This is a genomic window from Phytohabitans maris, assembly GCF_031085175.1.
Lineage (GTDB): Bacteria > Actinomycetota > Actinomycetes > Mycobacteriales > Micromonosporaceae > Phytohabitans > Phytohabitans maris.
In genome coordinates this window covers 233,435-253,494 of record NZ_JAVHUY010000007.1, presented here as the reverse complement: position 1 = coordinate 253,494, position 20,060 = coordinate 233,435, and the positions used below count along the sequence as shown (strand labels likewise).

The window sequence follows — 20,060 nt, the reverse complement described above, 5'->3', positions numbered from 1 at the left end:
ACTTGGCTATCCGGTTACACCGCGTAGACTCCTGACCCGTGATTCAGCTCGAGCACGTCACGAAGACGTACCCCAAGGCGTCCCGGCCATCCCTGGACGAGGTGTCGTGCGGGATCGAGAAGGGCGAGTTCGTCTTCTTCATCGGTCCCTCAGGCTCTGGCAAGTCCACGATCATCAAGCTTCTGTTGCACGAGATCACGCCCAACCGCGGGCGGGTCGTCGTCAACGGGCGGGATGTCACGTCGATGCGCTCCTGGAAGATCCCCCACTTCCGGCGCTCGATCGGCTGCGTCTTCCAGGACTTCCGCCTGCTGCCCAACCGTACGGCGTACGAGAACGTCGCGTTCGCGCTCGAGGTGATCGGGAAGACCAAGGCGGTCGCCCGCCGCGTCGTGCCCGAGGTGCTGGAGCTCGTCGGCCTCGGCGGCAAGGAGCACCGCTACCCGCACGAGCTCTCCGGCGGTGAGCAGCAGCGCGTGGCGGTGGCCCGGGCCTTCGTCAACCGGCCGCTGATCCTGCTGGCCGACGAGCCCACCGGAAACCTGGACCCTGACACGTCGATCGAGATCATGCGCCTGCTCGACCGGATCAACCGGACCGGTACGACGGTCGTGATGGTCACCCACGACTCCAACATCGTCAACCAGATGCGGCGCCGGGTCGTTGAGATCGAGAGTGGCCGGATCGTCCGCGACCAGGCGCGCGGCGTCTACGGCTAGTCCACCGACCTACCCCAGCGAAGGAAACCCCGATGCAGCGCGCGAAGTACGTCCTGTCCGAGGTCATGGTCGGGCTGTGGCGCAACGTGACAATGACGATCGCCATGATCATCACGATGGCCGTGTCGCTCTTCATGCTGGGCGCCAGTGGTCTGCTCTACCTCCAGGTCAACAGCATGAAGGACTTCTACTACGACCAGATCGAAGTGGCGATCTTCCTCAACAACGACGTCACCGATCAGCAGCGCAGTGATCTGGACAGCGCGCTCAAGTCCGACCCGCTGGTGGCCGAGGTCATCTACGAGTCCAAGGAACAGGCGCACGAGAAGTTCAAGACCATGTACGCGGACGCGCCGGACCTGGTCAACGCCGTCAAGCCGGGTCAGCTGCCCGAGTCCTTCCGGGTACGCCTGAAAAATCCCGAGCAGTTCCAGCAGATCAACGACAGGTACAAGAACACCGAGGGCGTCGAGACGATCGTCGACCAGCAACGATTGCTCGACAAGATCTTCAATATCCTCGGCGCGGTGCAGAGTGGAGCTCTCGGCGCCGCGACGATCATGGCGATCGCGGCACTGCTCCTGGTCGGCAATACGATCCAAGTCGCCGCGTACAGCAAACGACGAGAAGTCGCCGTCATGAAGCTGGTCGGCGCCTCGAACTGGTTCATACAGGCGCCCTTCGTGCTGGAGGCGGTGGCGGCCGGCCTGATCGGCTCGATCCTGGCGATCGGCCTGCTCGTGTTCGGCAAGGTGTTCTTCCTCGACGGGTCGCTGCGTGACCTGACCGAGCTACTGACGCCGCTCGGCTGGAGCGACGTGCTGCTGATGTTCCCGGTGATGGCCGGCGTGGGCGGTCTGGTCAGCGCGGTCACGGCATGGGTCACGCTCCGCTTCTACCTGCGCGTCTAGCTGTTACTACTGTCGGTAATCGCCGCTCCCCGTGCCCTGGGGGAGCGGCGATTCGCTTTTCCGCCTTTGGGGGGCTTGTTACAGGAGTACGGTAAAGACCACGTATGAGGGGAGTTATCCGTGAGACCCCATCGTGCCTGGCTTGCCCCGTTAGTCGTACTCCTGGTGCTGCCGGCGGGTCCGGCGCAGGGTGACCCGCGCGACGACAAGAAGCGCGTCGATGCCGCCGTGGCGACCGCGGCCTCGATCCTGGAGGGTGCCACGGAGCGGGCGCAGGAGGCGGCCAAGAGCCTGGCCGCGGCGAACGCCGAGCTGCCGGCGGCCCGCGACCGGGCGGCGGCGGCCCGCGGCGAGGTGGCGGCCGCGGAGGTCGCCGCCAACACCGCGCGGCGCGAGGCCGAGGCGGCGGAGAAGGAGCTCGCCGCCGCCAGCGCCCGGCACGAGGCGAGCGCCCGCAAGGTCGACGCGGCGCGGGAGCGGGTGGGCACGTTCGCCGAGTCGGTGTACAAGGGGAGCGACCTGGTCAGCTTCAACCTGCTGATCAGCGCGCGCACCCCGGTCGACGTGGCCGAGCGGTTCGGCTACGTCGAGCGGGTGATGAGCACCGAGAAGGAGGCGCTGGACGGGTTCGTCGCGGCGCGCCGGACCGCCAAGCAGGCGGAAAACGACGCCAGCCTGGCCCAGCGCCGGGCGGAGGCGGCCCGACTCGCGGCCGAGCAGGCGCTCGCCGAGGCCCGCGCCGCCCAGGCGGCGGCCGACGCGGCGGTGGCCGAGGTGACCGCGCTCGCCGGCCAGCGGGAGGAGGCGCTCGCGGTCGCCGAGCAGGAGCGCGACGCGAGCCTCGCCAAGTACGAGGAGGCCAAGGCCGAGGCCGAGCGCGTCGAGCGGGAGCTGCGCGAGTGGGAGGACCGGCAGAAGGTCTCCCGCCCGGGCGGCCAGACCCCGACGGTGCGCCCCGGCGCCCGCTTCCTGATGCCGGTACAGGGGTGGAAGTCGAGCGACTTCGGCATGCGCTACGACCCGTACTACAAGGTGTGGCAGCTGCACGCCGGCGTCGACATCGCGGCCGGCGGCGGGCAGCCGATCTACGCCGCCGCCGACGGGCGGGTCATCCGCGCCGGGTGGAACGGCGGGTACGGCAACTACACGTGCATCAGCCACGGCCGGTACCAGGGGCGCGGGCTGAGCACCTGCTACGCCCACCAGTCGCGGATCCTGGTCTCCCCCGGGCAGCAGGTGCGGCGCGGGCAGGTGATCGGCCGGGTCGGCACGACCGGCGCGTCGACCGGCTACCACCTGCACTTCGAGGTGCGCCTCTCCGGCACTCCCGTGCAGCCGCTCAAATGGCTGCCGGGCTGCCTTTGCTGAGCTCCGCCCGGGGCGAAGCCTGTACCATTGCGCGGTGCCGAGGGAAAAGGGTCGTAAGGTCGTCGCGTCGAATCGAAAGGCGCGGCACGACTACGCCATCCTCGACACCTATGAGGCGGGCATGGCGCTCACCGGCACCGAGGTCAAGTCACTGCGCGCCGGGCGGGCGTCCCTCGTGGACGCGTTCGCCCAGGAAAAGGGTGGCGAGCTTTACCTCTACGGCATGCACATCCCGGAGTACAGCCAGGGCACCTGGACCAACCACGAGCCCCGCCGCACCCGAAAGCTGCTGCTCAAGCGCATCGAGATCGACCGGCTGATCGGCAAGCTGCGGGAGAGCGGGCTGACGCTCGTGCCCCTTTCGGTGTATTTCTCCGACGGCTGGGCCAAGGTCGAGATCGGACTCGCCAAGGGTAAGAAGGCGTACGACAAGCGCCAGGATCTCGCCAAGCGCGACGCCGACCGGGAAATCAACCGGGCGATGGGTCGCCGGGTGAAGGGCATGGAGTAGTCGCACCCCTACCCTTTAGAGTTCCCCGGTGACCGAAATTCGGCTCGACTTCGACTTCGGCCATCCACCCGCGCTGGTGTGGCGGGCGCTCACCGAGCGCCGGCAGCTCACCCGCTGGTTCATGCCGGGCGACCTCGAGCCCATCCAGGGCAGCCAGTTCCAGCTGCTCCCCGACGCGCTGCCGGGCTTCGACGGCCCGATCGCCGGGCAGGTGCTGGAGGTCTCCGCCGAGCGGCGGCTGGTGATGCGGTGGAAGGGCGAGCAGCTGCATGCCCGGGTGGCCTGGGAGCTGCGGCCCAAGCCGGAGGGCTGCCTGCTGATGGTGAGCCAGTCCGGCTTCCTCGGCGTGCGGGGGAGTGCCCGGCGGCAGGCGCTCGTCGCCACGTACGACCGGCTGTTCGGCGAGCGGCTCCCGGCCGTACTCGATGGGCTCGCCGGAAAGGCCGACGCCCTCGTGCCGCGACCTCCGCGACTGGCCGCGCCGGTCGCACCCAAGCCGGACCGCCGCCGCCAGATCCTCGCGATCGTGGCCGCCGCGCTGGTGATCGGGCTGGCGTCCGCGTTGATCGCCAACCTGCCCTCGGAGACCAGCGAGCCCGCCGAGGCCCGCGCGAGCGGGACGAGCGGGCAGTCCACGGTGTACACGTCGGCCAGCGCGGCCTCCACCGCCACGGCCATCGACGCCACCCAGCGGCCGCCGAGCGCCTCGCCGTCGCCGACCCCGAGCGTGACGAGCACCCGGCCCACCACGGTGGCGCCGAGCACGCCTCCCCGGGTGGAGCGCTCCACGACCGCCGCCCCGGCGCCGGCGGTGCTGGCCGCTCGTTACTCGCCGGTGTCGAGTGGTGCGCTCGTCTACCGGGGTGCGGTGGTGGTGGAAAACTCCGGTGGCACCACGTCCGGCGACTGGACCCTCACGATCACTGTGCCGCTGCTGGCGGTCGTCAACGGCGTGGAGGGCCCGCAGCCGAGACTGACCGGCGCGGGGTGGACCTTCAGCGGCTCGCCGGTGCCCGGCGGCGGATCGACGCGGGTGGTGTTCGACGTGGTCCTCAATGTGCTCGGGCCGGGCCAGCCACTCACCTGTGAGGTCGGCGGCGAGGACTGCGCCGGGTTGTGACGCCGCTGCGGGGCGTACTGCCAGGCAGCGGGGTCGGCGTCGAGTTGCGGCTGTCTGTAAGGTCTCCGGGTGAGCGAAATCCGGATGGATATCGATCTCGAGCACCCGGCCGAGCGGATCTGGCGGGCGCTGACCGAGGAAAAGCTGCTTTCCCAGTGGCTTGAGCTGCCCGGGTTCGCGCCGGTCGGCGAGGCCGAGGTGACCGGCATCGAGGGGCAGCGACGGCTGGCGATGCTCTGGGGCAACGACGAGCTCAGCACCCGGCTGGTCTGGGAGCTGAGTCCCACCCCGGACGGCGCCACGCTGACCCTCCGCCAGTCCTGCGTCTACGGCGAGTGGGAGGACGAGGAGCGCGAGGAGGTGCGCGCCGCGTACGACGCGGTGCTGCACGAGCGGCTGCCGGCGATCCTCGACTGGCTGGCGTTCCAGGAGGTCGACCTCAACGCGCCGCCGCCGGGCAGCCCGGCCGGACCGGTCACCGAGGTGATCCCGTTCGTGGCTCCCGCCGACCACCGCAAGCCCCGTGCCCGCTGGGTGGTGGCGCTCTCCACCGCCGGGCTCGTGCTGGTGGCCATCGTGGTCGTGGCGGCGCTCTCCGGCGGCAACGAGGAGGCACCGGCCGCGCCCCCGCAGACCGGTGCGGCGCCCTCTCCGCCGGGTATCTCCGCGCCGGGTGGCGTCGCCGGGCTCGGCACCGGCGCGGCGTCACCCACCCCGTCCGCGAGCCCGTCCACCACCCCTACCCCGTCCCGGACCCCGACCACGGCCCCGACCAGGGAGGGCACGACGGCGCCCGCGCCGCAGCCGGTGCTCGCCGCCGCGTACGAGACCACTGAGCAGGGCCTTCTCCGACCCGGGTTCGAGGGAGAGGTAACCGTCCGAAACACCGGTAAAGGGGCGGCTACGGAGTGGGCCGTTGTCGTCACCTTGCGTAGTAGTGTGGCGCGGGTGACGGATGTCAGCGGTGCGAACTTCCGCCAGGAGGGCAGCAAGGTGACCTTTACCGGCGCGCCGCTGGCCGCCGCGGCGTCGCTGACGTTCCAGTTCGAGATCGGCAACTCGACGCTGGGCGACCCCGGCCCCACGGCCTGCGAGGTGGACGGAAAGCCCTGCTCGTAGCCACTGGCGCGGGCGGAATGTATCCGGTTGCCGCAGGCGTTACGCTTACGGTCTGGAGATCCTCGAGGGGGTGACTGGTTTCGACTTCGAACGTTGCGGCAGGGGAAGCGAGCCGAGGAAGCCGACGTCGTCTCGTGAATCGGTCGTCGGAAACCAATAAGCGCCAACGAAAAGCGCGCTGACTACGCACTCGTCGCCTGAGACGAGTAAGCGAGTCTGTCGGTCTGGAATCGCCTTCGGTCCAGTAGCCGGCATCAGCTAGAAGGCTGGCCAACCGAGCCCGGTCGCGGGGCTCGTGCGGTGAGATCAATCAGCGACTGGGCCCGTCACACCGACTCGCTCGCGTGATCGGAGGGGCCGAGTAGAGGCACAGCGAGCTGCGCTCGGAGAAGCCCTGACAAGACGCCGAAGGACCCGGGTTCGATTCCCGGCACCTCCACCAGTCATGTGAGCGGCGCCACCATACACGGTGGCGCCGCTTCTCTTATGCCTCGCTGTTGTCCTTGATGCCCATGTTTTTCATGGGTTGTATGAGCCGCACCGCAGGTCTGGACAGAGAGTGAACTCAGGGCGACCATCGGCTAATAGCTCGTGGCGGGAGGTGCGTCATGGTGGCGGAAGCGTCTCACCCGACAGCGGCAGACAGCGCGGCCTCGCTCGCCGTCGCCCGGCGCCACCGCGCCACGCTGCTGCACAGCATCCAGTCTTTCGAGCGGGCCCTCGCCGCGCCCGCGGGTGACCCCGGGTGGCGGCCGAGGGTCAGCACGCGGCTGCACGGGCTGCGTGGCGCGTTCGCCGAGCACATCGTGGTGACCGAAGGCCCCGAGGGGTTGTACGCGGAGTTGCTCGACCACGCGCCCCGGCTCGCCCGCTGCGTCCACGTGCTGGTGCGCGAGCACGCCGCCGTGGCCACCGCGATGTCGGCGTTGCAGGGGCGGGTCGACCAGCCCGGGCCGTCGGTGGAGGAGCTGCGGGCGTGGTCCAGCGACCTGCTCCGCGAGCTGTCCCGCCACCGCCAGCGCGGGGCCGACCTGGTCTACGAGGCGTACGAGACGGACATCGGCGGCGAGACCTGACCCACCACCGTCCACGTGCGACGGTCCCGGCTAGGGCAGCGCGAACGGTAGCTTGATGCCGTCCAGCGCCTCCCCGCACGGACAGGCGCGGTCGGCCGGTAGCGCGGTGACGGCGTCGAGGAGCAGGCCGCGGAGGCGGGCGGTGTTTTCCCCGAAGACCCGGAAGACCTCCTCCTGGGTGACCCCGTGGTCGCCCTCCACGCCCGCGTCGAGGTCGGTGACGAGAGCGATCGCCGTGTAGCAGAGGGCCAGCTCCCGGGCGAGCACCGCCTCCGGGTGACCGGTCATGTTGACCACCGTGCCGCCGATCGCGGTGAACCACCGCGACTCCGCCCGCGTCGAAAAGCGCGGCCCCTCGACCACCACCATCGTGCCGGTCGGCTCCGCGGCGATGCCGTGCCGCCCGGCCGCGGCGCGCACCGTCTCGCGCCCCACCGGGCAGTACGGATCGGCGAACGAGACGTGCACCGCACCCTCGTCGTAGTAGGTCTGCGCGCGCCCGCTGGTGCGGTCGATCAGCTGGTCAGGGATGACGAACGCGCCCGGCCCCAGCTCCGGCCGCAGCCCACCCACGGCGCACGGCGCGAGGATCTGGCGTACACCGATCGAGCGCAACGCCCACAGGTTGGCCCGGTAAGGGATGCGGTGCGGCGGGTAACGGTGGTCGCGCCCGTGCCGCGGCAGGAACGCGACGGTCCGGTCACCCACTTCGGCGATGGTGAGGGGGTCGGACGGTGGACCGTACGGCGTGTCGACGGTGAGCTCCGTCGCGCCATCCAGGAGTGCGTACAGGCCAGAACCGCCGATCACGGCAAACTCAGCGCGTGGGCTCACGAATGAGACCTTAACCAGGAGCAGACGCGCAAGCTATGGTGCCTTCCATGGCATACGAGTCCTGTATCCCTGGCCTCCACGAGTAGCGGGGCATTCCGTGCACGGAGAGGGGCAGCGGATCGGGGGGCGGTCGATGGAGTCGATGACCGGGCAGCTACTGGTCGCGACCCCGGCCCTGAAGGATCCGAACTTCGACCGCACCGTGGTGCTGCTGGTCGCGCACGAGCCAGGCGGTGCCCTGGGCGTGGTACTCAACCGGGCCACCGAGGTGCCCGTCTCCGAGGTGCTGGGCAACTGGGGCACGATGGCGAAGGACCCGGCCGTCCTCTTCGAGGGTGGCCCGGTGCAGCCCGAGTCCGCGATCTGCCTGGCCCGCACGCACCCCGGCGTGCGCCGGGCCCGCGGCTTCCATCGGGTATCCGGCTCGATCGGCACCGTCGACCTCTCCGTCGACCCCGAGTCGCTGCAGAGCAGCCTCGCCGGCATCCGGGTGTTCGCCGGGTACTCGGGCTGGTCGGCGGGGCAGCTGGAGGAGGAGATCTCCTCGGGCTCGTGGTTCGTGTTCGACGCCCTGCCCGGCGACGCGTTCGTTGAGCGCCCGGACGACCTGTGGCCGATGGTCCTGCGCCGCCAGGGCGGCATCCTGGCCGCGGTCGCCCACTTCCCCCCGGACGTGGCCCTCAACTGAGGCCCCGGACGGGTACTCCCGAGCGTGTCGGCACCTGCGAGATGACCGGCGGGGAAGGGGTGTGTACTATTGCGCGGGTGCCCGGGAGACCGGGGACGTTGGGGCCGTGGCGCAGCTGGTAGCGCACCACACTGGCAGTGTGGGGGTCAGGGGTTCGAGTCCCCTCGGCTCCACCCAACACCGTTGACCCAGCTCAGCGGCATGATCCGACGAACCGGCGGATAGACGACCATCAGGCACTCTCGGCCTCACGTGCCAGATCTGTGCCAGACGCGTTTTCGATCTTCTGTCGGGATTCCTCGATCAGCGCGTCGAGCGCCGTCGCGATCGCGCGGTCCCGGTCCCGGGTGGCGTGCTGATAGATCATCGCGGCCCGGGTACTGGAGTGGCCGATCCGCTTCATCACCTCGCGCAGGGTCGCGCCGCTCTGCGCCGACCAGGTGCTTCCGGTGTGCCGCAGGTCGTGCAGGTGAAGATCCATGTCCGCTGGGATGCCAGCGTCGCGGAGCGCCTTGTGCCAGACCCGGTTGAAGTTGCGCCGCCGGGGAACGCCGCCCTGCGGGCCGACGAACAGCCGCCCGTCCGGCCCGGGCTGCGCGTAGCGGCTCAGGTGGATCTCGATGTCCGCGCGCAAGCCGTGAGGTAGTGCGATCGGCCGTTTGCCTGCCTGCGACTTCGGATCGTCGTCAAGCTGCGTGCCGTCCTCTAGCTCGGCCGTCGCCTGGCGGACGCGCAGCTCCATCTTGGCCAGGTCGATGCCTCGCCGACGCAGTGCCACCAGCTCGCCGAAGCGCAGTTGCGCAAACGTGGCCAGCAACACCAGGAGCCGGTACCGGCGTTGGATCGCCTCCGCGATCGCGAAGACCTGATCGAGGGTGGCCATCGGCCGCTCGTCGGCGTCGTCCTGTCCGGCGCCCTTGATCCGGCAGGGATTGCGCCGGATCAGATCATCGTCAACGCCCGTGGCGAAGATCGCATGCAGCACCCGGTACGTCTTGGCGACGGTCGACCGGCCGATGCCGGCCGCCAGCAGGGCTGAGCGCCACGTCCGGACGCGCTGCGGGGTGACCTCGGCCAGTGACAGCCCATCGAGGTACGGGCGCACGTGCAGCCGCAGGAGGCGGGCGTACTCCTCCCGGGTGCGCGGCTTCAGATCACGCTCGCGCACCCAGCGGTCGGCGTAGTCCGTCAGTAGCACCTTGCCGGCGTCCGGGTCTACCCAGTCGCCGCGCAGCATCTCCGCCTCGACCTCCACCAGCCACTGCTCAGCGGCCCGCTTCGCGTCGAACGTGTCCGGCGCGGTCCGGGTAAGCCCATCGAGCCCGGTGTACCGAGCTTGCCAGCGACCGGACCGCATCTGCCGGACGCTGCCGAACCGCCGCTTACGGCCCTTGCTGTTGCCGCCCATCAGGCCACCCGACGCAGCCGACGAGGCTGGCGGGTCGGTGCACGCCGGACCGTCGACACGGTGCACGAGTCGATGTAGGCCAGGAGCACACTCTCCGCGACCCGGACATGCCGGCCGAAGCGCTTGAACTCGATCCGGCGTTCCTCGATCAGCCGCCGGGCGAACCGTTCCTTGGTGCCCAGCCGCTCAGCAACCTCGGGCACTGACAGATAACGCTCAACCATCACGCACCTCCTTTTCACTGACAGTGATGTACAGACGGATCTCATTGGCGTAGCTGGCCGGACGGGTACTCGTCCGGCAAACCGCGCGATCGCCGAAGGTTCGAGCGAAGTGATCAATCAGTTGAGCCCGCTGAGCGGTAACGACGTCGGTTGGGCCAATGAGGCGAACCGCGATCAGCGGACGGGGACGGTGGGGCACGGTATTGGGTCCTTCCTATATAGACACTGCGATGTGGACAGACGTTGGGCCGCAGAGACGTCGGAACGGACACCGGCATCCCGGTGTAGTCGCTATGTAGTTCTCAAGGAACGGTGTCAAGGTGGGCTTGACGGCAAATCGCGCGTCACGCTGCCGTGATGGCCAGGTACTCGCGCGCGATCCGCTGGTGTTCACGGGCCATCGCGGCGGATGTGTTGGCGAGTAGGGCGTCTGCGGTGGTGTGCCATCCGGCGCCGACGAATTCGAGGAAGTTGACGACCAGGGTGGTTGGCTCGGTGTCGCGTAGGTCGGTTTCCGGTCGCGTGCCGGTCGGCATCTGCGGCAGGAGGTTTTCAATGGGTTCGATGCCGTGGAGTGCGCCGTTTTCGGTGCGGCGGTAGACGATCCGTTGGTGGCGCAGGGCCGTGAAGGTCACGCTGTAGGTGCGGGACTTGGTGAGGAAGTGGCCGCCGAAGCCGAGCATGTGCGCCCAGCGGCGCAGCCGCCGCCACGGCTTAGCCGGGTCGCTGGTGGCGACCCGGATTTCGGCGCAACTGCGGTGCAGGCACTGGCGGGGACAGACCGGGCCGCTAAGGGTGGGCCGCCAGGCCGGTGCACCGGCGATCAGAGCGCAGCTACGGTGCCGGCACGCGCGAGGACAGACCGGCCCTTGCAGCGGCCAGCGTGTACCGCCGAGCCGCCAGCAGGCGTCGATCAGTCGTTCGGTGTGGGTGCCGTCCGGGTCGGCGAAGTCATCGACGGTTTGGTCGGTGAGGCGGGCCGAGACGTGCCCGGTGACCTCGGTGGATTTGGTGGCGTACTTGGCCAGGTAGGCGGCGACCATGCCATCAGTGACCTCACCGTCCGCCGCAACGGTGATAACACGGGCGTCCACCTGGACGCCCCAGCCGATACGCCAACCGGCAGGGTGAGCCGGGTGCGGCTTGGTGGTGAACGCGACCGCGGACGCGGCGTGCTCGACCAGGTCGACCAGGTCCGGGGCGTCGATCCGCGCAGGAGGCCGCAGGATGGCCGTGGCGTCGTCCGGGTCGGCGCCGTCGAGGCGGATGATGGCGTGCAAGTGGACCACGGCGCGGCGTTGCATCTCGGCGGCCTTGCCCAGCGACAGCCTGACCCGATCCGGGTTGATGCCGTGCTGTTTGGCCAGTCGGCGAAGCCGCTTACGGAGGTGTTCGGTGGTCCGGCGCCACAGCTCGCCGACCTCGATGTTCCAGACCACCTGGGCGTCGTGGTCGTAGCAGTCGACACACAGCGGGGTACCCGGCCGCCGGTCACCGTCTTCGTGCCGGGCGTAACACACCAGGGGTATCCCGTGTGGGCAGACGGTCGCGTCGCGGCGGGGATGGCAGGGTTCGGCGCGGCAGTCGCAGCGACGCCGACTCTCGCAGGTGTGCCGCTTGACGTAGCGGGTGTGTACCGGTCCGAATGAGGGTGCGGTCAGGGTGACGAACAGGGCCGGATGGCTGGCCACATGTTCCGGCACACCCTTGCCGCCGACCAGGCCGGCCCGGATCACCTGGTACGCGTCACGCCGGTAACGGTCGGCGCAGGCCGGACACGCCGACGCTCGACGGTTGCCACAAGCCTTGTAAATCACCCCATCCGGCAGGCCGGCAGTGTCCACAGTGGCCAATACGCGCCCGGTACCCGCTTCAAGGGTGAGGCTGGTGCCGGCAAGCCGGATCGGCCGCATGCATGCGGAGGCAGGTTGGACGTGCGACAACCAGGCTTCGAAGTCGGGACGGGCCGCCCGAGCGACCGCCTGGCGGCGTACGTCGGTGGAGCGGGACAGCCACTCCAGACGCAGGGCAAGGTCCGGCTCGGCGTACGGGGCCGTACCCGAAGCGATAGCTTCGGGTACAGCGCTGAGCGTCGAGACGGTCATCGAAACCAACTCAGGAGGCTTCGAGTACCGGCGTAGTGGGCAGGGACGATCGAGCGGCCGACGACGTACACCGAGGCGAAGCCTCGCGCAGCCTGGTCAAGACCGACGCCGAGCGCGGGCGCCAGCGGCCCGGTACCGGTCGGCACACGCGATGCGGGCAGCTCTCCGACGCGGGCAGAGCGACGCGCCGAGCGCGTAGCGGCGGGCGGCACGTCGGTGGTGGTGTGCTGTGCCAGGTCCGGCTCGATGACAGGAAAGTCGGTGGCGGGACGGGCCAGACACCTCACCGCGGGCGGCCCGGCGTACGGCCGGCACGGCGCCGCCAGGTCGGCGGCCGCCGGCGGCGTGGCCGGGCGGTACGAGACGATGGTGTGCGTAGGGCTGGTCTGGCCGGCGACGGCAGCTCGATAGGCCATCAGGTCACCGCAGCCCAGGCTGGGTCAGCCGGACAGCCCCCACACCCGTACGGGTGGGGAGCAGACGGTCATAGATGGCGGAGTTGCGGTAGCGGGCAGGACGATGGTTCACGTGCTCGGCACGGCGGACGCCGTAGACCAGGCACAGCAGCTCCTCGTAGAGAGGGCTCATCTTGGCGCCGTTCTCCCACTTGGACAACATCGTCTTCAGGGAGGTCGGCGCGGCGATGCTGACACCCTGACGGGTAGCCAGCTCGGTCATCCGGCGGATCACGGTGGCCTGCTTCAACCCGGCGGACAGCCGGCGACGCTTCCACACGTGCGCCACACCCGGGAAGTGCTCCGGGCGGTCATCCCGCGCCGCCCACCCATGCCGGGTGACGGTCGCGGTGTCGGCGGTAACGGTCATGCCGCACCGCCGGTCGTGCTGTCGGCCAAGCCGAACAGCGGTAGGAGCAGCCGCTGATAGTACGGCGACGGCCGGACCGTGCCGTTCTCCCAGCGGGACAGGTTCCGCTTGAACGACGCCCACGAGGGCAGCCGCTCGCCCAGGTCCTCAGCGACCCGGGTCAGGTGGCGGAACATCTGTGCCTGCGTCCAGCCGCGACGCTGCCGCAACGTGCGCCAGTCGTAGCCGGTGGCCGGGGTAGTAGCCGGGTCGGTCACCAGGACCGACAGGACATCGAGCAGGACCGACGCCAGGCGTGCGGTCGTCTCGTTGGGCGCCTGGTCCGAGGTCGCCACGTCCCGAAGGACAGCGAACGCGGACGCGAAACGCGAGTCGGCACCCACGCGGGCCGACAGGTCAGCGATCGGCACAACAGCGACGGTCATGCCGCCACCGCCCCAGTCAGACCCCGCCGGCCGCTGTCCCGGCGAACCGGGGCAGGGGTAGGCAGCGTCATGAGCTGGCCGCCATACACGCGGTCGAGAAGACCCACGTAGTAGGAGGGCATCGGCGCGCGGTGGTTCTCCCACAGGAAAAGCAGCCGCACCAGCAGATACACCGGAGGCAGGACGGTACCGTCGCCAGCGGCCAGGATCTTCATCCGGCCGATCAACTGGACCGGGTCCCACCCACGAGACAGCCGAAGCCGACGCAGCTCGGTCATGCCGCCACCGCCAGCCGACCATCGGCGGACACCGTCACGTACCCGGTGTCAGCCTGCACGCAGTTCGCGCAGCGGCACGCCGGCACGTTCGCGCAGACAGCGCGAGCCGAACACCACTGGCAGGCCGGACGGCCGCACCAGGCACAGCGCGACGCGACCGGGCCATCACCCGCTCCGACACGGACACGGGACTTCGAAGAGGTACCTTGGGACAGCATTGACTGACTCCCTTCGCTAGGGCGGATCGATGCACGGCCTCGACGGGCTCCACCCCGTCGGGGCCTTCTTTTCGCGAGCGTGCCCACCGTGGGCCGCCCGCCGTGCGGATCTTTAGGTCCCACTGATGGGACTGATCCGTCCTCTCACTACTATGGGACGAGTTGGTCCCACTGTCAAGGTCTCATCAGTCCCCTTGCGGACCAGGCAGTCCTACTGACAGGGACCAGTAAGTCCGGGAAGGATGTAGCACGTGGAGATGGCCGAAGTCCTGCGGCGGCGACGCACCGAGCTGGGTATGTCGCAGGCTGACCTCGCGGGCGCTGTCGGAGTCGACAAGCGTCAAATCCGGCGATACGAGGCCGGCGAACAACAACCCGTCCTGTCGGTAGCGGTTGCGATAGCCGACGCTTTGAAGATCTCTGTGGGAGAACTCGCCGGAATCCCTAGCCACCAGGTCGATCTCACGGGCGAGTGGTGGGCAAGTTGGCAGACGTTCAAGGACCGTAAGGAGGTCATCACCCTCCAAGAGGTCCAATTCCGTCAACAGGGCGAGCTGATTAGTGTCGAGACCATTACCAGGGGAATCACGGTAGAAGAAGGCGGCTATCACTGGCGGGGCGAACTCCGGCTATGGGATAACGAAATCCTGATGGGCTGGTACGCCGCCCTCGATGGTGGTACGCGCTCGAAGGGGACCATGTACTTCGTCCTACACCCGCACGGGCAGAAGATGTCGGGACGCTGGGTCGGTCTTAGTTACGACGGAAAGATCATCACCGGGTGGGCAGCCATGGCTCACAGTGGAGACGAAGCAACTGAGCTAATCGCAGGATTGAAAGAACGAGGCGAACCGACATGACCGACGATATCTGCCAGGTAATCATCACGGCGCCGAACTCATCGTGGCTCGCTGACTTCGTGCACACCCTAGTAAATGAACGACTCTGCGCCTCTGGTCACAACCTTGCCGAGATTCGGTCCATCTACCGATGGCAAGGCTCCATCGAGGATCGCACCGAAGCGCATGCTGCCCTGCACACCCGAACCGCCCTGGTGGCCACGATCATTAATCGTACGAACGAACTGCACCCGTACGAAGTGCCGTGTGTCGTCGCGCTGCCGATTACTGCCGCTAACCCCGCCTATCGTCAGTGGATTCTTGAGGAAACCCGCCCGGTGACCGGCACCACGGCCACGGAGAACTAAGTGACAAATCATCGTAGCCGGCTTTGCCACTTCGTCATCGACTGCGATGACCTTGACCAGGCCGTAGCATTCTGGAAAAGTGCTCTCGATGCTGCTGAGGAGCCGATCGGTGAGCCGAGTCGGCAGGTCTACCGCCGGTTACGGCTACCTGACTCCGACATTAGGATACTTCTTCAGCGGACCGACGACCCTAAGGCAGCCAAGGAACGCATGCACCTTGACATCGAGACTGACGATGTCGAAGCCGAGGTCAAACGACTTGAGGCATTAGGCGCTGCTCGCTGGGATCACCAGACTGAACGAGGTTTCGACTTCTGGGTACTCCGCGACCCGTGGGGCAACGAGTTTTGTGTCCTACAAACCACATTCCCAGAATTGTTGGCGCGACGCTCGCCCTGGCGCGCCTGAGCGAGGCACGACCGTCTAAGAGGCGAAGAGTGTATACAGCGCTTCGCGTACGCGTTGCATCGTCGCGCCGGTAACCATGCCAATCGGCTCGCCACCTATCGGTGCGCGGTCCAAGCGGTCAACGTCGGCCGATCCGCCCAAGGGGTCCGCGTCGACCAGTGCCACCAGGTACGGCGGAGCGTCCATCACGCCATGGCGGATCGGGACTACCCACGGCATACGGACCTCGTTGTGCGCATCCGCACTGACCACCAGGACCCGGTACCGGCGGCCGGCCACTTCGTAGTCGTAGACCTCGCCCTGCCTTACCACTCGGCGCCAGCCAGGCGCCGGCCACGTCCGTGCGCCTCATCCCACGCGGCCATCGCGTCCACGTCCGCCGCGTCGCGGTCGAACTGCTCGTACCGGCGAGCCGCCTCCGCGATCGTCGCGGACCGGATCGTCCGCGCCACCCACGCCGACATGCTGATACCGGCAGACCGCGCCTGCTCCCGCGCCATGTCGACAACCGCCGGATCGAGCGAGACCGTGACATTCGCTGTAGCCATGCCTGTGACAATACCTGTGCACCAGGCAACCGGCTATCCGTAGGAGCGTGTGAGAACTTTCCATACGTCTTCAAGGCGGGCCGCGAGCGGCCCGCACGCGCGAGCCGAGGAATCGCGCGCCTCTGCCTTCGGCGACGGCGCGCGACCCCGGCAGCGCCGCGAACCTTGCGGCCGGACACGACGAAAAGCCCAGCCTCGACCGGGGACGGCCGAAACTGGGCTTGCGAGACAAAGACGCGACTACGGCGGGACGGCGGACGGCCGTAACGGAAGGCGCCGGCGGCACGTGACGAAACGCCGCCGGCGTGGTCGCCTCACCGCGTGACGAAACCGCCCTGGACGTGCCCCGGCCCGCGTGACGATCAGCCGCGGGCGGCGTGACGTAAGCCCGTCGATGAGCGTGACGGAATCCCCGAGCTCGCGACGGACGGCGCGGGCAGTCGACTCACAGGCAATGCCTCCGGCGGCCCTGCCGGGGGCGGCCTGCGGCCGGCTTCAAACCCGTGCCTCCGGCGGGCGCTCCGGGAAGCCTCCCCGCCGCGCGCCAGAGGCAATCAGACCGCCCGCCGGGCGGCAAGCGGTGGAGCGTGCTTGCCGCCCGGCGGGCGGCCCGATTGGGGCAGAGCCCCGCGCGACGGGAAGCCTTCCAGCTCCTTCCGTGTCAAGTTCTCCTTGACGGTGTTCTTGTCGACGGGCCAGCGGTAGGGTCGGACCCAGTAGCCTGCCGGAGCAGCATCACGCGGCCTCCGGCATCCCCCGGCAAGCGCGCCAGATCCGCGCCAGATGGACCGGGCGGCGACAGGAGATCGCGGGGAACCACGGGCACTTGCGACCAGGCAACCCGAGGTCAGAGCGCCGCAGGCAGTGACCATCGTCTGTAGACCGTACTGGCAGTGTGGGGGTCAGGGGTTCGAGTCCCCTCGGCTCCACCCAACATGGCAGTTCAGAAACACCGCGGGCCAGGGGCCAGTAGGGTGCCCCACTTGTGTCCTCGTGTGGATGCGTTGAAAAGCGCGAGACCCGGCTGGCCGCGCACCGTGAGGACTGGGTGCCCAGGCTCGCGGGTCGTCAGTGATTCGTGGTGGTGAGGTAGCGGACGATCATGTCGCCGAGCATGGTGCGGTAGTGGTCGCGGGTGCTGTGGTCCATGAGGTCGCGGCCGAAGATGGTGCCGAAGGTGTGGCGGTTGGCGACCCGGAAGAAGCAGTAGGCGCTGATCATCATGTGTATGTCGATGGCGTCGGCGTCGCGGTGGAAGACGCCGGTGGTGTGTCCGCGTTCGAGGATGCCCTGGATCAGCTGGATCGCTGGGGTGTTCAGGGTGACCAGGTCGTGGGCCTGGCTGAGGTGTTCGGCGCGGTGGATGTTTTCGGTGCTGACCAGGCGGATGAAGTCGGGGTGGGCTTCGTGGTGGTCGAAGGTGATCTCGGCTAGCCGGCGGATGGCGGTGGCGGGGTCGAGGTGGTCCACGTCGATGGTCTGCTCGGCTTGGCGGATCTGCGCGTAGGCGCGCTGCAGCACGGCGATGTACAGCTGTTCCTTGCCGCCGAAGTAGTAGTAGATCATCCGCTTGGTGGTCCGGGTCCGGGCGGCGATGTCGTCGACCCGGGCGCCGTTGTAGCCGCGGTCGGCGAACTCGCGGGTGGCGACCTCCAGGATCTCCGCGCGGGTGCGGTCGGCGTCCCGCTGGCGGTCGGGGAGGGCGGGTGCCGTCATCGCGTTCGCTCCAACTTGTTGGTGAGGTCTTGACGTTTGATTGTGCCGCACGCGATAACTAACGTACTAGTTCGTACATTAGGAGGTTCGCGTGGATCGAGCCTGGCCGGAGGGGCGGTTCCTCGTTGGTCTGGTCGGGGCCGGTATCGATTCATCGCTGAGTCCGCCGCTGCACGAGCGTGAGGCGGACAACCTGGGTCTGCGCTACCTGTACCAGTTGATCGACATCGGTGCGCTCGGGCTGCCGGTTGAGGCGACCGGCGAGTTGCTGTGGCAGGCCCGGCGGATGGGGTTTCGTGGACTCAACATCACCCATCCGTGCAAGCAGGTGGCGGTGGGTCATCTGGATCGGCTGTCGCCGGACGCGGCGGCGATCGGCGCGGTGAACACGGTGGTGTGGTCGGACGGTACGGCGGTCGGGTACAACACCGACTGGTCCGGCTTCACGCGAAGCTTCGAGCGCGGGCTGCCGGGTGCGTCGGTGGAGCGGGTGGTGCTGCTGGGTGCCGGTGGAGCGGGATCCGCCGTGGCGCACGCGGTGCTCTGGCTCGGCGCGGATCGCCTCACGGTGGTGGACGCCGACGCCGGCCGGGCGGCCCGGCTGGTGGAGTTGCTCGCCGGCAGGTTCGGCGTGGACCGGGTCGGCGGTGGCGGGCCGGACCTGCTCGAGGAGAGCCTGAGGGCGGCGGACGGGTTGGTCAACGCGACCCCGGTGGGGATGGTCGGCCACCCGGGGATTCCGTTGCCGCTGGAGTTGCTGCACCCCGAGCTGTGGGTCGCGGACGTCGTCTACCGTCCGTTGGAGACAGAGTTGCTCGCCCACGCGCGCCGGCTGGGCTGCCGCACGCTCGGCGGCGGCGGCATGGTGGTGTTTCAGGCGGCCGAGGCGTTCCGTCTGTTCGCGGGGGTCGCGCCGGATCCGGAGCGGATGCTCCGTCACTTCGAGTCCCTGACCCGTGTGGACGCGAGACCGTGACCAGCGTGCGGACGCCGGCCGCCGCTGAGCGCGGTGGCCGCGGTCCCGTCCGTGGACCGGACCGCGGCCGCAGGCTGCTAGGCCCTGTTTCGAAAATCCTCGCCGGGCTGCGCCGGGTCCAGACGACGACCGGCGGCGCCGGGCGTAAGGCCGCATACAACACCGGTATGCGACCTTGCGCCCGACTTGCCGGCGAGCTTGCCGAGTCGCCGGCGCCGCGCGAGCACGAAGCCCGTACGGACGTGCCGGCGAGTCGGCTGGCTCGTAGCCTCCCTGGACCTCGGCTCGCCTCGACAATCCTTTTGAACCAGGGCCTAGCGGCAGAAGGGCTTGCGGCCCATGGCGGATTCGATGCCGCCGAGGACGTGGGCCAGGAAGTAGGTGTCGCCCTCGGTGGGCGTGTCGGTCCAGGCGTCGACGGAGTGGCCGAGGGTGGTGACCCAGGAGCGGCCGCCGTCGTAGTACTGGCACCAGGAGACCGGGTGGTTGTCGCCGTGGCCGGGGTGGCCGAGGTTTCCGGTGGTGCCGCGCAGCATGGTGTCTTCGTCCACTGTGGCCAGTACCCGTACCTGGGACGGGAACGGGATGAGGTTGTACCACTCGTCGGTGAACGCCCATCGACGGGGCAGGCCGGCGGTGGAGGCGTCCCGGCGGCTCTCGATCTGCACGACGCCGGGCTGGTTCGGGCCGTGGTCGTAGAAGTTGGCCCCGCCGAGCAGCCCTTCGTACCACTTCCAGTGGTACTCCGTGCCGAAGGCGTTGTGGATGCCGACGAAGCCGCCGCCGGAGCGGATGTATTGCATCAGCGCGGTCTGTGCGTTGTCGTCGAGGGTGTCGCGGGTGGTGCTCATGAAGATGACCGCGTTGTAGCGCTGCAGCGAGCCGGCCGAGGAGAGCTGGGTGACGTCCTCGGTCCAGTCGACCGCGAAGTTGTTGTCGGCACCGAGCTTGCGCAGGCCGTTGACGGCGGCGTTGGCCTCGGTGAGTGGGGGGTTGAGGCCGGGGCCGAGGGCGGGTCCGAGGTGGGCGTGCCGGGGACCGACGGTGCGGCTGTAGACCAGCACGCGGTACCCGTTGGTGGGGTCGAAGTTGTCCCAGTCGTGGTAGCAGTCGGGGTTGGTGCCGCGGCAGACGCCGTAGTCGCTGTAGCCGAGGTTTCGCGCACCGCGGTCCTCGGGTCTGCCGCCGTTGTGCGCCGAGGTGGGAACGGCGGTGCTGAGCAGCAGGACGGTCGCGGTGAGCGCGGCGCCGAGGGCTGCGCCGAGCAGGGTGGGACGCCGTTTGGCCATGGGGACTCCTGGAACGGTCGATGGGTTCTCGCGGGGAACGGCGAGGTGAATCGTGGTCCGCTATGTGGACCGCATGTACCGTCTAGA

Annotated in this window: 23 protein-coding genes, 1 tRNA gene and 1 other RNA gene; 15 read left to right on the top strand and 10 right to left on the bottom strand. The window is 68.8% G+C overall.

The features are described from left to right. The first annotated feature begins 38 nt into the window (after positions 1-38). From ftsE to RB614_RS09925, 8 genes are all read left to right on the top strand, one after another. Positions 39-719, top strand: coding sequence for a cell division ATP-binding protein FtsE (ftsE, locus tag RB614_RS09960; protein ID WP_308712111.1), 681 nt, complete (start codon positions 39-41; stop codon positions 717-719). A 32-nt stretch (positions 720-751) separates the two neighbouring features. Beyond that, complete coding sequence (gene ftsX / locus RB614_RS09955; protein WP_308712110.1) at positions 752-1,630, top strand: permease-like cell division protein FtsX; 879 nt, start codon at positions 752-754, stop codon at positions 1,628-1,630. 120 nt (positions 1,631-1,750) lie between these two features. Further along, positions 1,751-2,998 carry a M23 family metallopeptidase gene (locus RB614_RS09950; RefSeq protein WP_308712109.1) on the top strand — a complete coding sequence of 416 codons (1,248 nt, stop codon included), beginning with the start codon at positions 1,751-1,753 and terminating at the stop codon, positions 2,996-2,998. 34 nt (positions 2,999-3,032) lie between these two features. Continuing rightward, entirely contained in the window at positions 3,033-3,509 is a 477-nt protein-coding gene (gene smpB / locus RB614_RS09945) for an SsrA-binding protein SmpB (protein WP_308712108.1), read from the top strand. A gap of 28 nt (positions 3,510-3,537) precedes the next feature. After that, positions 3,538-4,629, top strand: coding sequence for an SRPBCC domain-containing protein (locus tag RB614_RS09940; protein ID WP_308712107.1), 1,092 nt, complete (start codon positions 3,538-3,540; stop codon positions 4,627-4,629). An 84-nt stretch (positions 4,630-4,713) separates the two neighbouring features. Beyond that, a complete protein-coding gene (locus RB614_RS09935; RefSeq protein ID WP_308712106.1) occupies positions 4,714-5,748 on the top strand; it encodes an SRPBCC domain-containing protein in 1,035 nt (344 codons plus the stop codon). A 66-nt stretch (positions 5,749-5,814) separates the two neighbouring features. Next, positions 5,815-6,190, top strand: a transfer-messenger RNA (tmRNA) gene (gene ssrA, locus RB614_RS09930). A 169-nt stretch (positions 6,191-6,359) separates the two neighbouring features. Continuing rightward, positions 6,360-6,824, top strand: coding sequence for a hypothetical protein (locus tag RB614_RS09925; protein ID WP_308712105.1), 465 nt, complete (start codon positions 6,360-6,362; stop codon positions 6,822-6,824). 30 nt (positions 6,825-6,854) lie between these two features. Here the strand turns inward: RB614_RS09925 and RB614_RS09920 are convergent, their stop codons facing one another. Beyond that, positions 6,855-7,658, bottom strand: coding sequence for an S-methyl-5'-thioadenosine phosphorylase (locus RB614_RS09920; protein WP_308712104.1), 804 nt, complete (start codon positions 7,656-7,658; stop codon positions 6,855-6,857). Between the two features lie 133 nt (positions 7,659-7,791). On the opposite strand from RB614_RS09920, the gene RB614_RS09915 reads away from it, so the two are divergent. Beyond that, positions 7,792-8,346 carry a YqgE/AlgH family protein gene (locus tag RB614_RS09915; protein ID WP_428982964.1) on the top strand — a complete coding sequence of 185 codons (555 nt, stop codon included), beginning with the start codon at positions 7,792-7,794 and terminating at the stop codon, positions 8,344-8,346. A 100-nt stretch (positions 8,347-8,446) separates the two neighbouring features. Further along, positions 8,447-8,519 (top strand) — tRNA-Ala (locus tag RB614_RS09910). A gap of 59 nt (positions 8,520-8,578) precedes the next feature. Here the strand turns inward: RB614_RS09910 and RB614_RS09905 are convergent. The 3 genes from RB614_RS09905 to RB614_RS09895 all read right to left on the bottom strand — a co-directional run bounded on the left by RB614_RS09905 (position 8,579) and on the right by RB614_RS09895 (position 12,083). Beyond that, positions 8,579-9,754, bottom strand: coding sequence for a tyrosine-type recombinase/integrase (locus RB614_RS09905; protein ID WP_308712102.1), 1,176 nt, complete (start codon positions 9,752-9,754; stop codon positions 8,579-8,581). After that, complete coding sequence (locus RB614_RS09900) at positions 9,754-9,978, bottom strand: helix-turn-helix domain-containing protein (RefSeq protein ID WP_308712101.1); 225 nt, start codon at positions 9,976-9,978, stop codon at positions 9,754-9,756. The genes RB614_RS09905 and RB614_RS09900 overlap by 1 nt, the downstream gene beginning before the upstream one ends. 344 nt (positions 9,979-10,322) lie before the next feature. Continuing rightward, a complete protein-coding gene (locus RB614_RS09895) occupies positions 10,323-12,083 on the bottom strand; it encodes a replication initiator (protein WP_308712100.1) in 1,761 nt (586 codons plus the stop codon). A 246-nt stretch (positions 12,084-12,329) separates the two neighbouring features. Here RB614_RS09895 and RB614_RS09890 point away from each other — a divergent pair, with 246 nt between their 5' ends. Beyond that, entirely contained in the window at positions 12,330-12,494 is a 165-nt protein-coding gene (locus RB614_RS09890) for a hypothetical protein (RefSeq protein WP_308712099.1), read from the top strand. Between the two features lie 9 nt (positions 12,495-12,503). Here the strand turns inward: RB614_RS09890 and RB614_RS09885 are convergent, their stop codons facing one another. Genes RB614_RS09885 through RB614_RS09875 form a run of 3 tightly spaced genes read right to left on the bottom strand, consistent with a single transcriptional unit; the run spans position 12,504 to position 13,611 of the window. Beyond that, the gene (locus RB614_RS09885) at positions 12,504-12,908 is read right to left on the bottom strand and encodes a helix-turn-helix domain-containing protein (RefSeq protein WP_308712098.1); all 405 of its coding nucleotides are present in this window, start codon (positions 12,906-12,908) and stop codon (positions 12,504-12,506) included. After that, entirely contained in the window at positions 12,905-13,333 is a 429-nt protein-coding gene (locus tag RB614_RS09880; protein ID WP_308712097.1) for a helix-turn-helix domain-containing protein, read from the bottom strand. Before RB614_RS09880 ends, RB614_RS09885 begins: the two co-directional genes overlap by 4 nt. Continuing rightward, complete coding sequence (locus tag RB614_RS09875; protein ID WP_308712096.1) at positions 13,330-13,611, bottom strand: hypothetical protein; 282 nt, start codon at positions 13,609-13,611, stop codon at positions 13,330-13,332. Before RB614_RS09875 ends, RB614_RS09880 begins: the two co-directional genes overlap by 4 nt. A 475-nt stretch (positions 13,612-14,086) precedes the next feature. On the opposite strand from RB614_RS09875, the gene RB614_RS09870 reads away from it, so the two are divergent. Genes RB614_RS09870 through RB614_RS44275 form a run of 3 tightly spaced genes read left to right on the top strand, consistent with a single transcriptional unit; the run spans position 14,087 to position 15,444 of the window. Then, on the top strand, positions 14,087-14,689 hold the full coding sequence (locus tag RB614_RS09870) for a helix-turn-helix transcriptional regulator (RefSeq protein ID WP_308712128.1): 603 nt from the start codon (positions 14,087-14,089) through the stop codon (positions 14,687-14,689). Continuing rightward, a complete protein-coding gene (gene cutA, locus RB614_RS09865) occupies positions 14,686-15,036 on the top strand; it encodes a divalent-cation tolerance protein CutA (RefSeq protein WP_308712095.1) in 351 nt (116 codons plus the stop codon). Before RB614_RS09870 ends, cutA begins: the two co-directional genes overlap by 4 nt. After that, on the top strand, positions 15,037-15,444 hold the full coding sequence (locus tag RB614_RS44275; protein WP_428982963.1) for a VOC family protein: 408 nt from the start codon (positions 15,037-15,039) through the stop codon (positions 15,442-15,444). Between the two features lie 305 nt (positions 15,445-15,749). Here the strand turns inward: RB614_RS44275 and RB614_RS09860 are convergent, their stop codons facing one another. Both RB614_RS09860 and RB614_RS09855 read right to left on the bottom strand, forming a co-directional pair. Continuing rightward, positions 15,750-15,992: a hypothetical protein gene (locus RB614_RS09860; RefSeq protein WP_308712094.1), complete on the bottom strand. Its 243-nt coding sequence runs from the start codon at positions 15,990-15,992 to the stop codon at positions 15,750-15,752. A 1,068-nt stretch (positions 15,993-17,060) separates the two neighbouring features. Beyond that, positions 17,061-17,708, bottom strand: coding sequence for a TetR/AcrR family transcriptional regulator (locus RB614_RS09855; protein WP_308712093.1), 648 nt, complete (start codon positions 17,706-17,708; stop codon positions 17,061-17,063). A 91-nt stretch (positions 17,709-17,799) separates the two neighbouring features. Between RB614_RS09855 and RB614_RS09850 the strand changes: the two genes are divergently transcribed. Further along, positions 17,800-18,684, top strand: a complete 885-nt coding sequence (locus tag RB614_RS09850) for a shikimate dehydrogenase (protein WP_308712092.1) — start codon at positions 17,800-17,802, stop codon at positions 18,682-18,684. A 314-nt stretch (positions 18,685-18,998) separates the two neighbouring features. On the opposite strand, the gene RB614_RS09845 is transcribed toward RB614_RS09850, so the two are convergent. Beyond that, positions 18,999-19,973, bottom strand: a complete 975-nt coding sequence (locus RB614_RS09845) for a ThuA domain-containing protein (RefSeq protein WP_308712091.1) — start codon at positions 19,971-19,973, stop codon at positions 18,999-19,001. Positions 19,974-20,060: the final 87 nt, after the last annotated feature.

What these genes read in the sequence shown, in the direction of transcription:
- RB614_RS09860 (WP_308712094.1), bottom strand. Translation starts at nt 15,992, where the DNA reads ATGGCTACAGCGAATGTCACGGTCTCGCTCGATCCGGCGGTTGTCGAC.
- RB614_RS09875 (WP_308712096.1), bottom strand. Translation starts at nt 13,611, where the DNA reads ATGACCGAGCTGCGTCGGCTTCGGCTGTCTCGTGGGTGGGACCCGGTC.
- RB614_RS09855 (WP_308712093.1), bottom strand. Translation starts at nt 17,708, where the DNA reads ATGACGGCACCCGCCCTCCCCGACCGCCAGCGGGACGCCGACCGCACC.
- RB614_RS09905 (WP_308712102.1), bottom strand. Translation starts at nt 9,754, where the DNA reads ATGGGCGGCAACAGCAAGGGCCGTAAGCGGCGGTTCGGCAGCGTCCGG.
- RB614_RS09890 (WP_308712099.1), top strand. Translation starts at nt 12,330, where the DNA reads ATGACAGGAAAGTCGGTGGCGGGACGGGCCAGACACCTCACCGCGGGC.
- RB614_RS09880 (WP_308712097.1), bottom strand. Translation starts at nt 13,333, where the DNA reads ATGACCGTCGCTGTTGTGCCGATCGCTGACCTGTCGGCCCGCGTGGGT.
- ftsX (WP_308712110.1), top strand. Translation starts at nt 752, where the DNA reads ATGCAGCGCGCGAAGTACGTCCTGTCCGAGGTCATGGTCGGGCTGTGG.
- RB614_RS09915 (WP_428982964.1), top strand. Translation starts at nt 7,792, where the DNA reads ATGGAGTCGATGACCGGGCAGCTACTGGTCGCGACCCCGGCCCTGAAG.
- RB614_RS09895 (WP_308712100.1), bottom strand. Translation starts at nt 12,083, where the DNA reads ATGACCGTCTCGACGCTCAGCGCTGTACCCGAAGCTATCGCTTCGGGT.
- cutA (WP_308712095.1), top strand. Translation starts at nt 14,686, where the DNA reads ATGACCGACGATATCTGCCAGGTAATCATCACGGCGCCGAACTCATCG.
- RB614_RS09900 (WP_308712101.1), bottom strand. Translation starts at nt 9,978, where the DNA reads ATGGTTGAGCGTTATCTGTCAGTGCCCGAGGTTGCTGAGCGGCTGGGC.
- RB614_RS09885 (WP_308712098.1), bottom strand. Translation starts at nt 12,908, where the DNA reads ATGACCGTTACCGCCGACACCGCGACCGTCACCCGGCATGGGTGGGCG.
- RB614_RS09870 (WP_308712128.1), top strand. Translation starts at nt 14,087, where the DNA reads ATGGCCGAAGTCCTGCGGCGGCGACGCACCGAGCTGGGTATGTCGCAG.
- RB614_RS09935 (WP_308712106.1), top strand. Translation starts at nt 4,714, where the DNA reads ATGGATATCGATCTCGAGCACCCGGCCGAGCGGATCTGGCGGGCGCTG.
- RB614_RS09845 (WP_308712091.1), bottom strand. Translation starts at nt 19,973, where the DNA reads ATGGCCAAACGGCGTCCCACCCTGCTCGGCGCAGCCCTCGGCGCCGCG.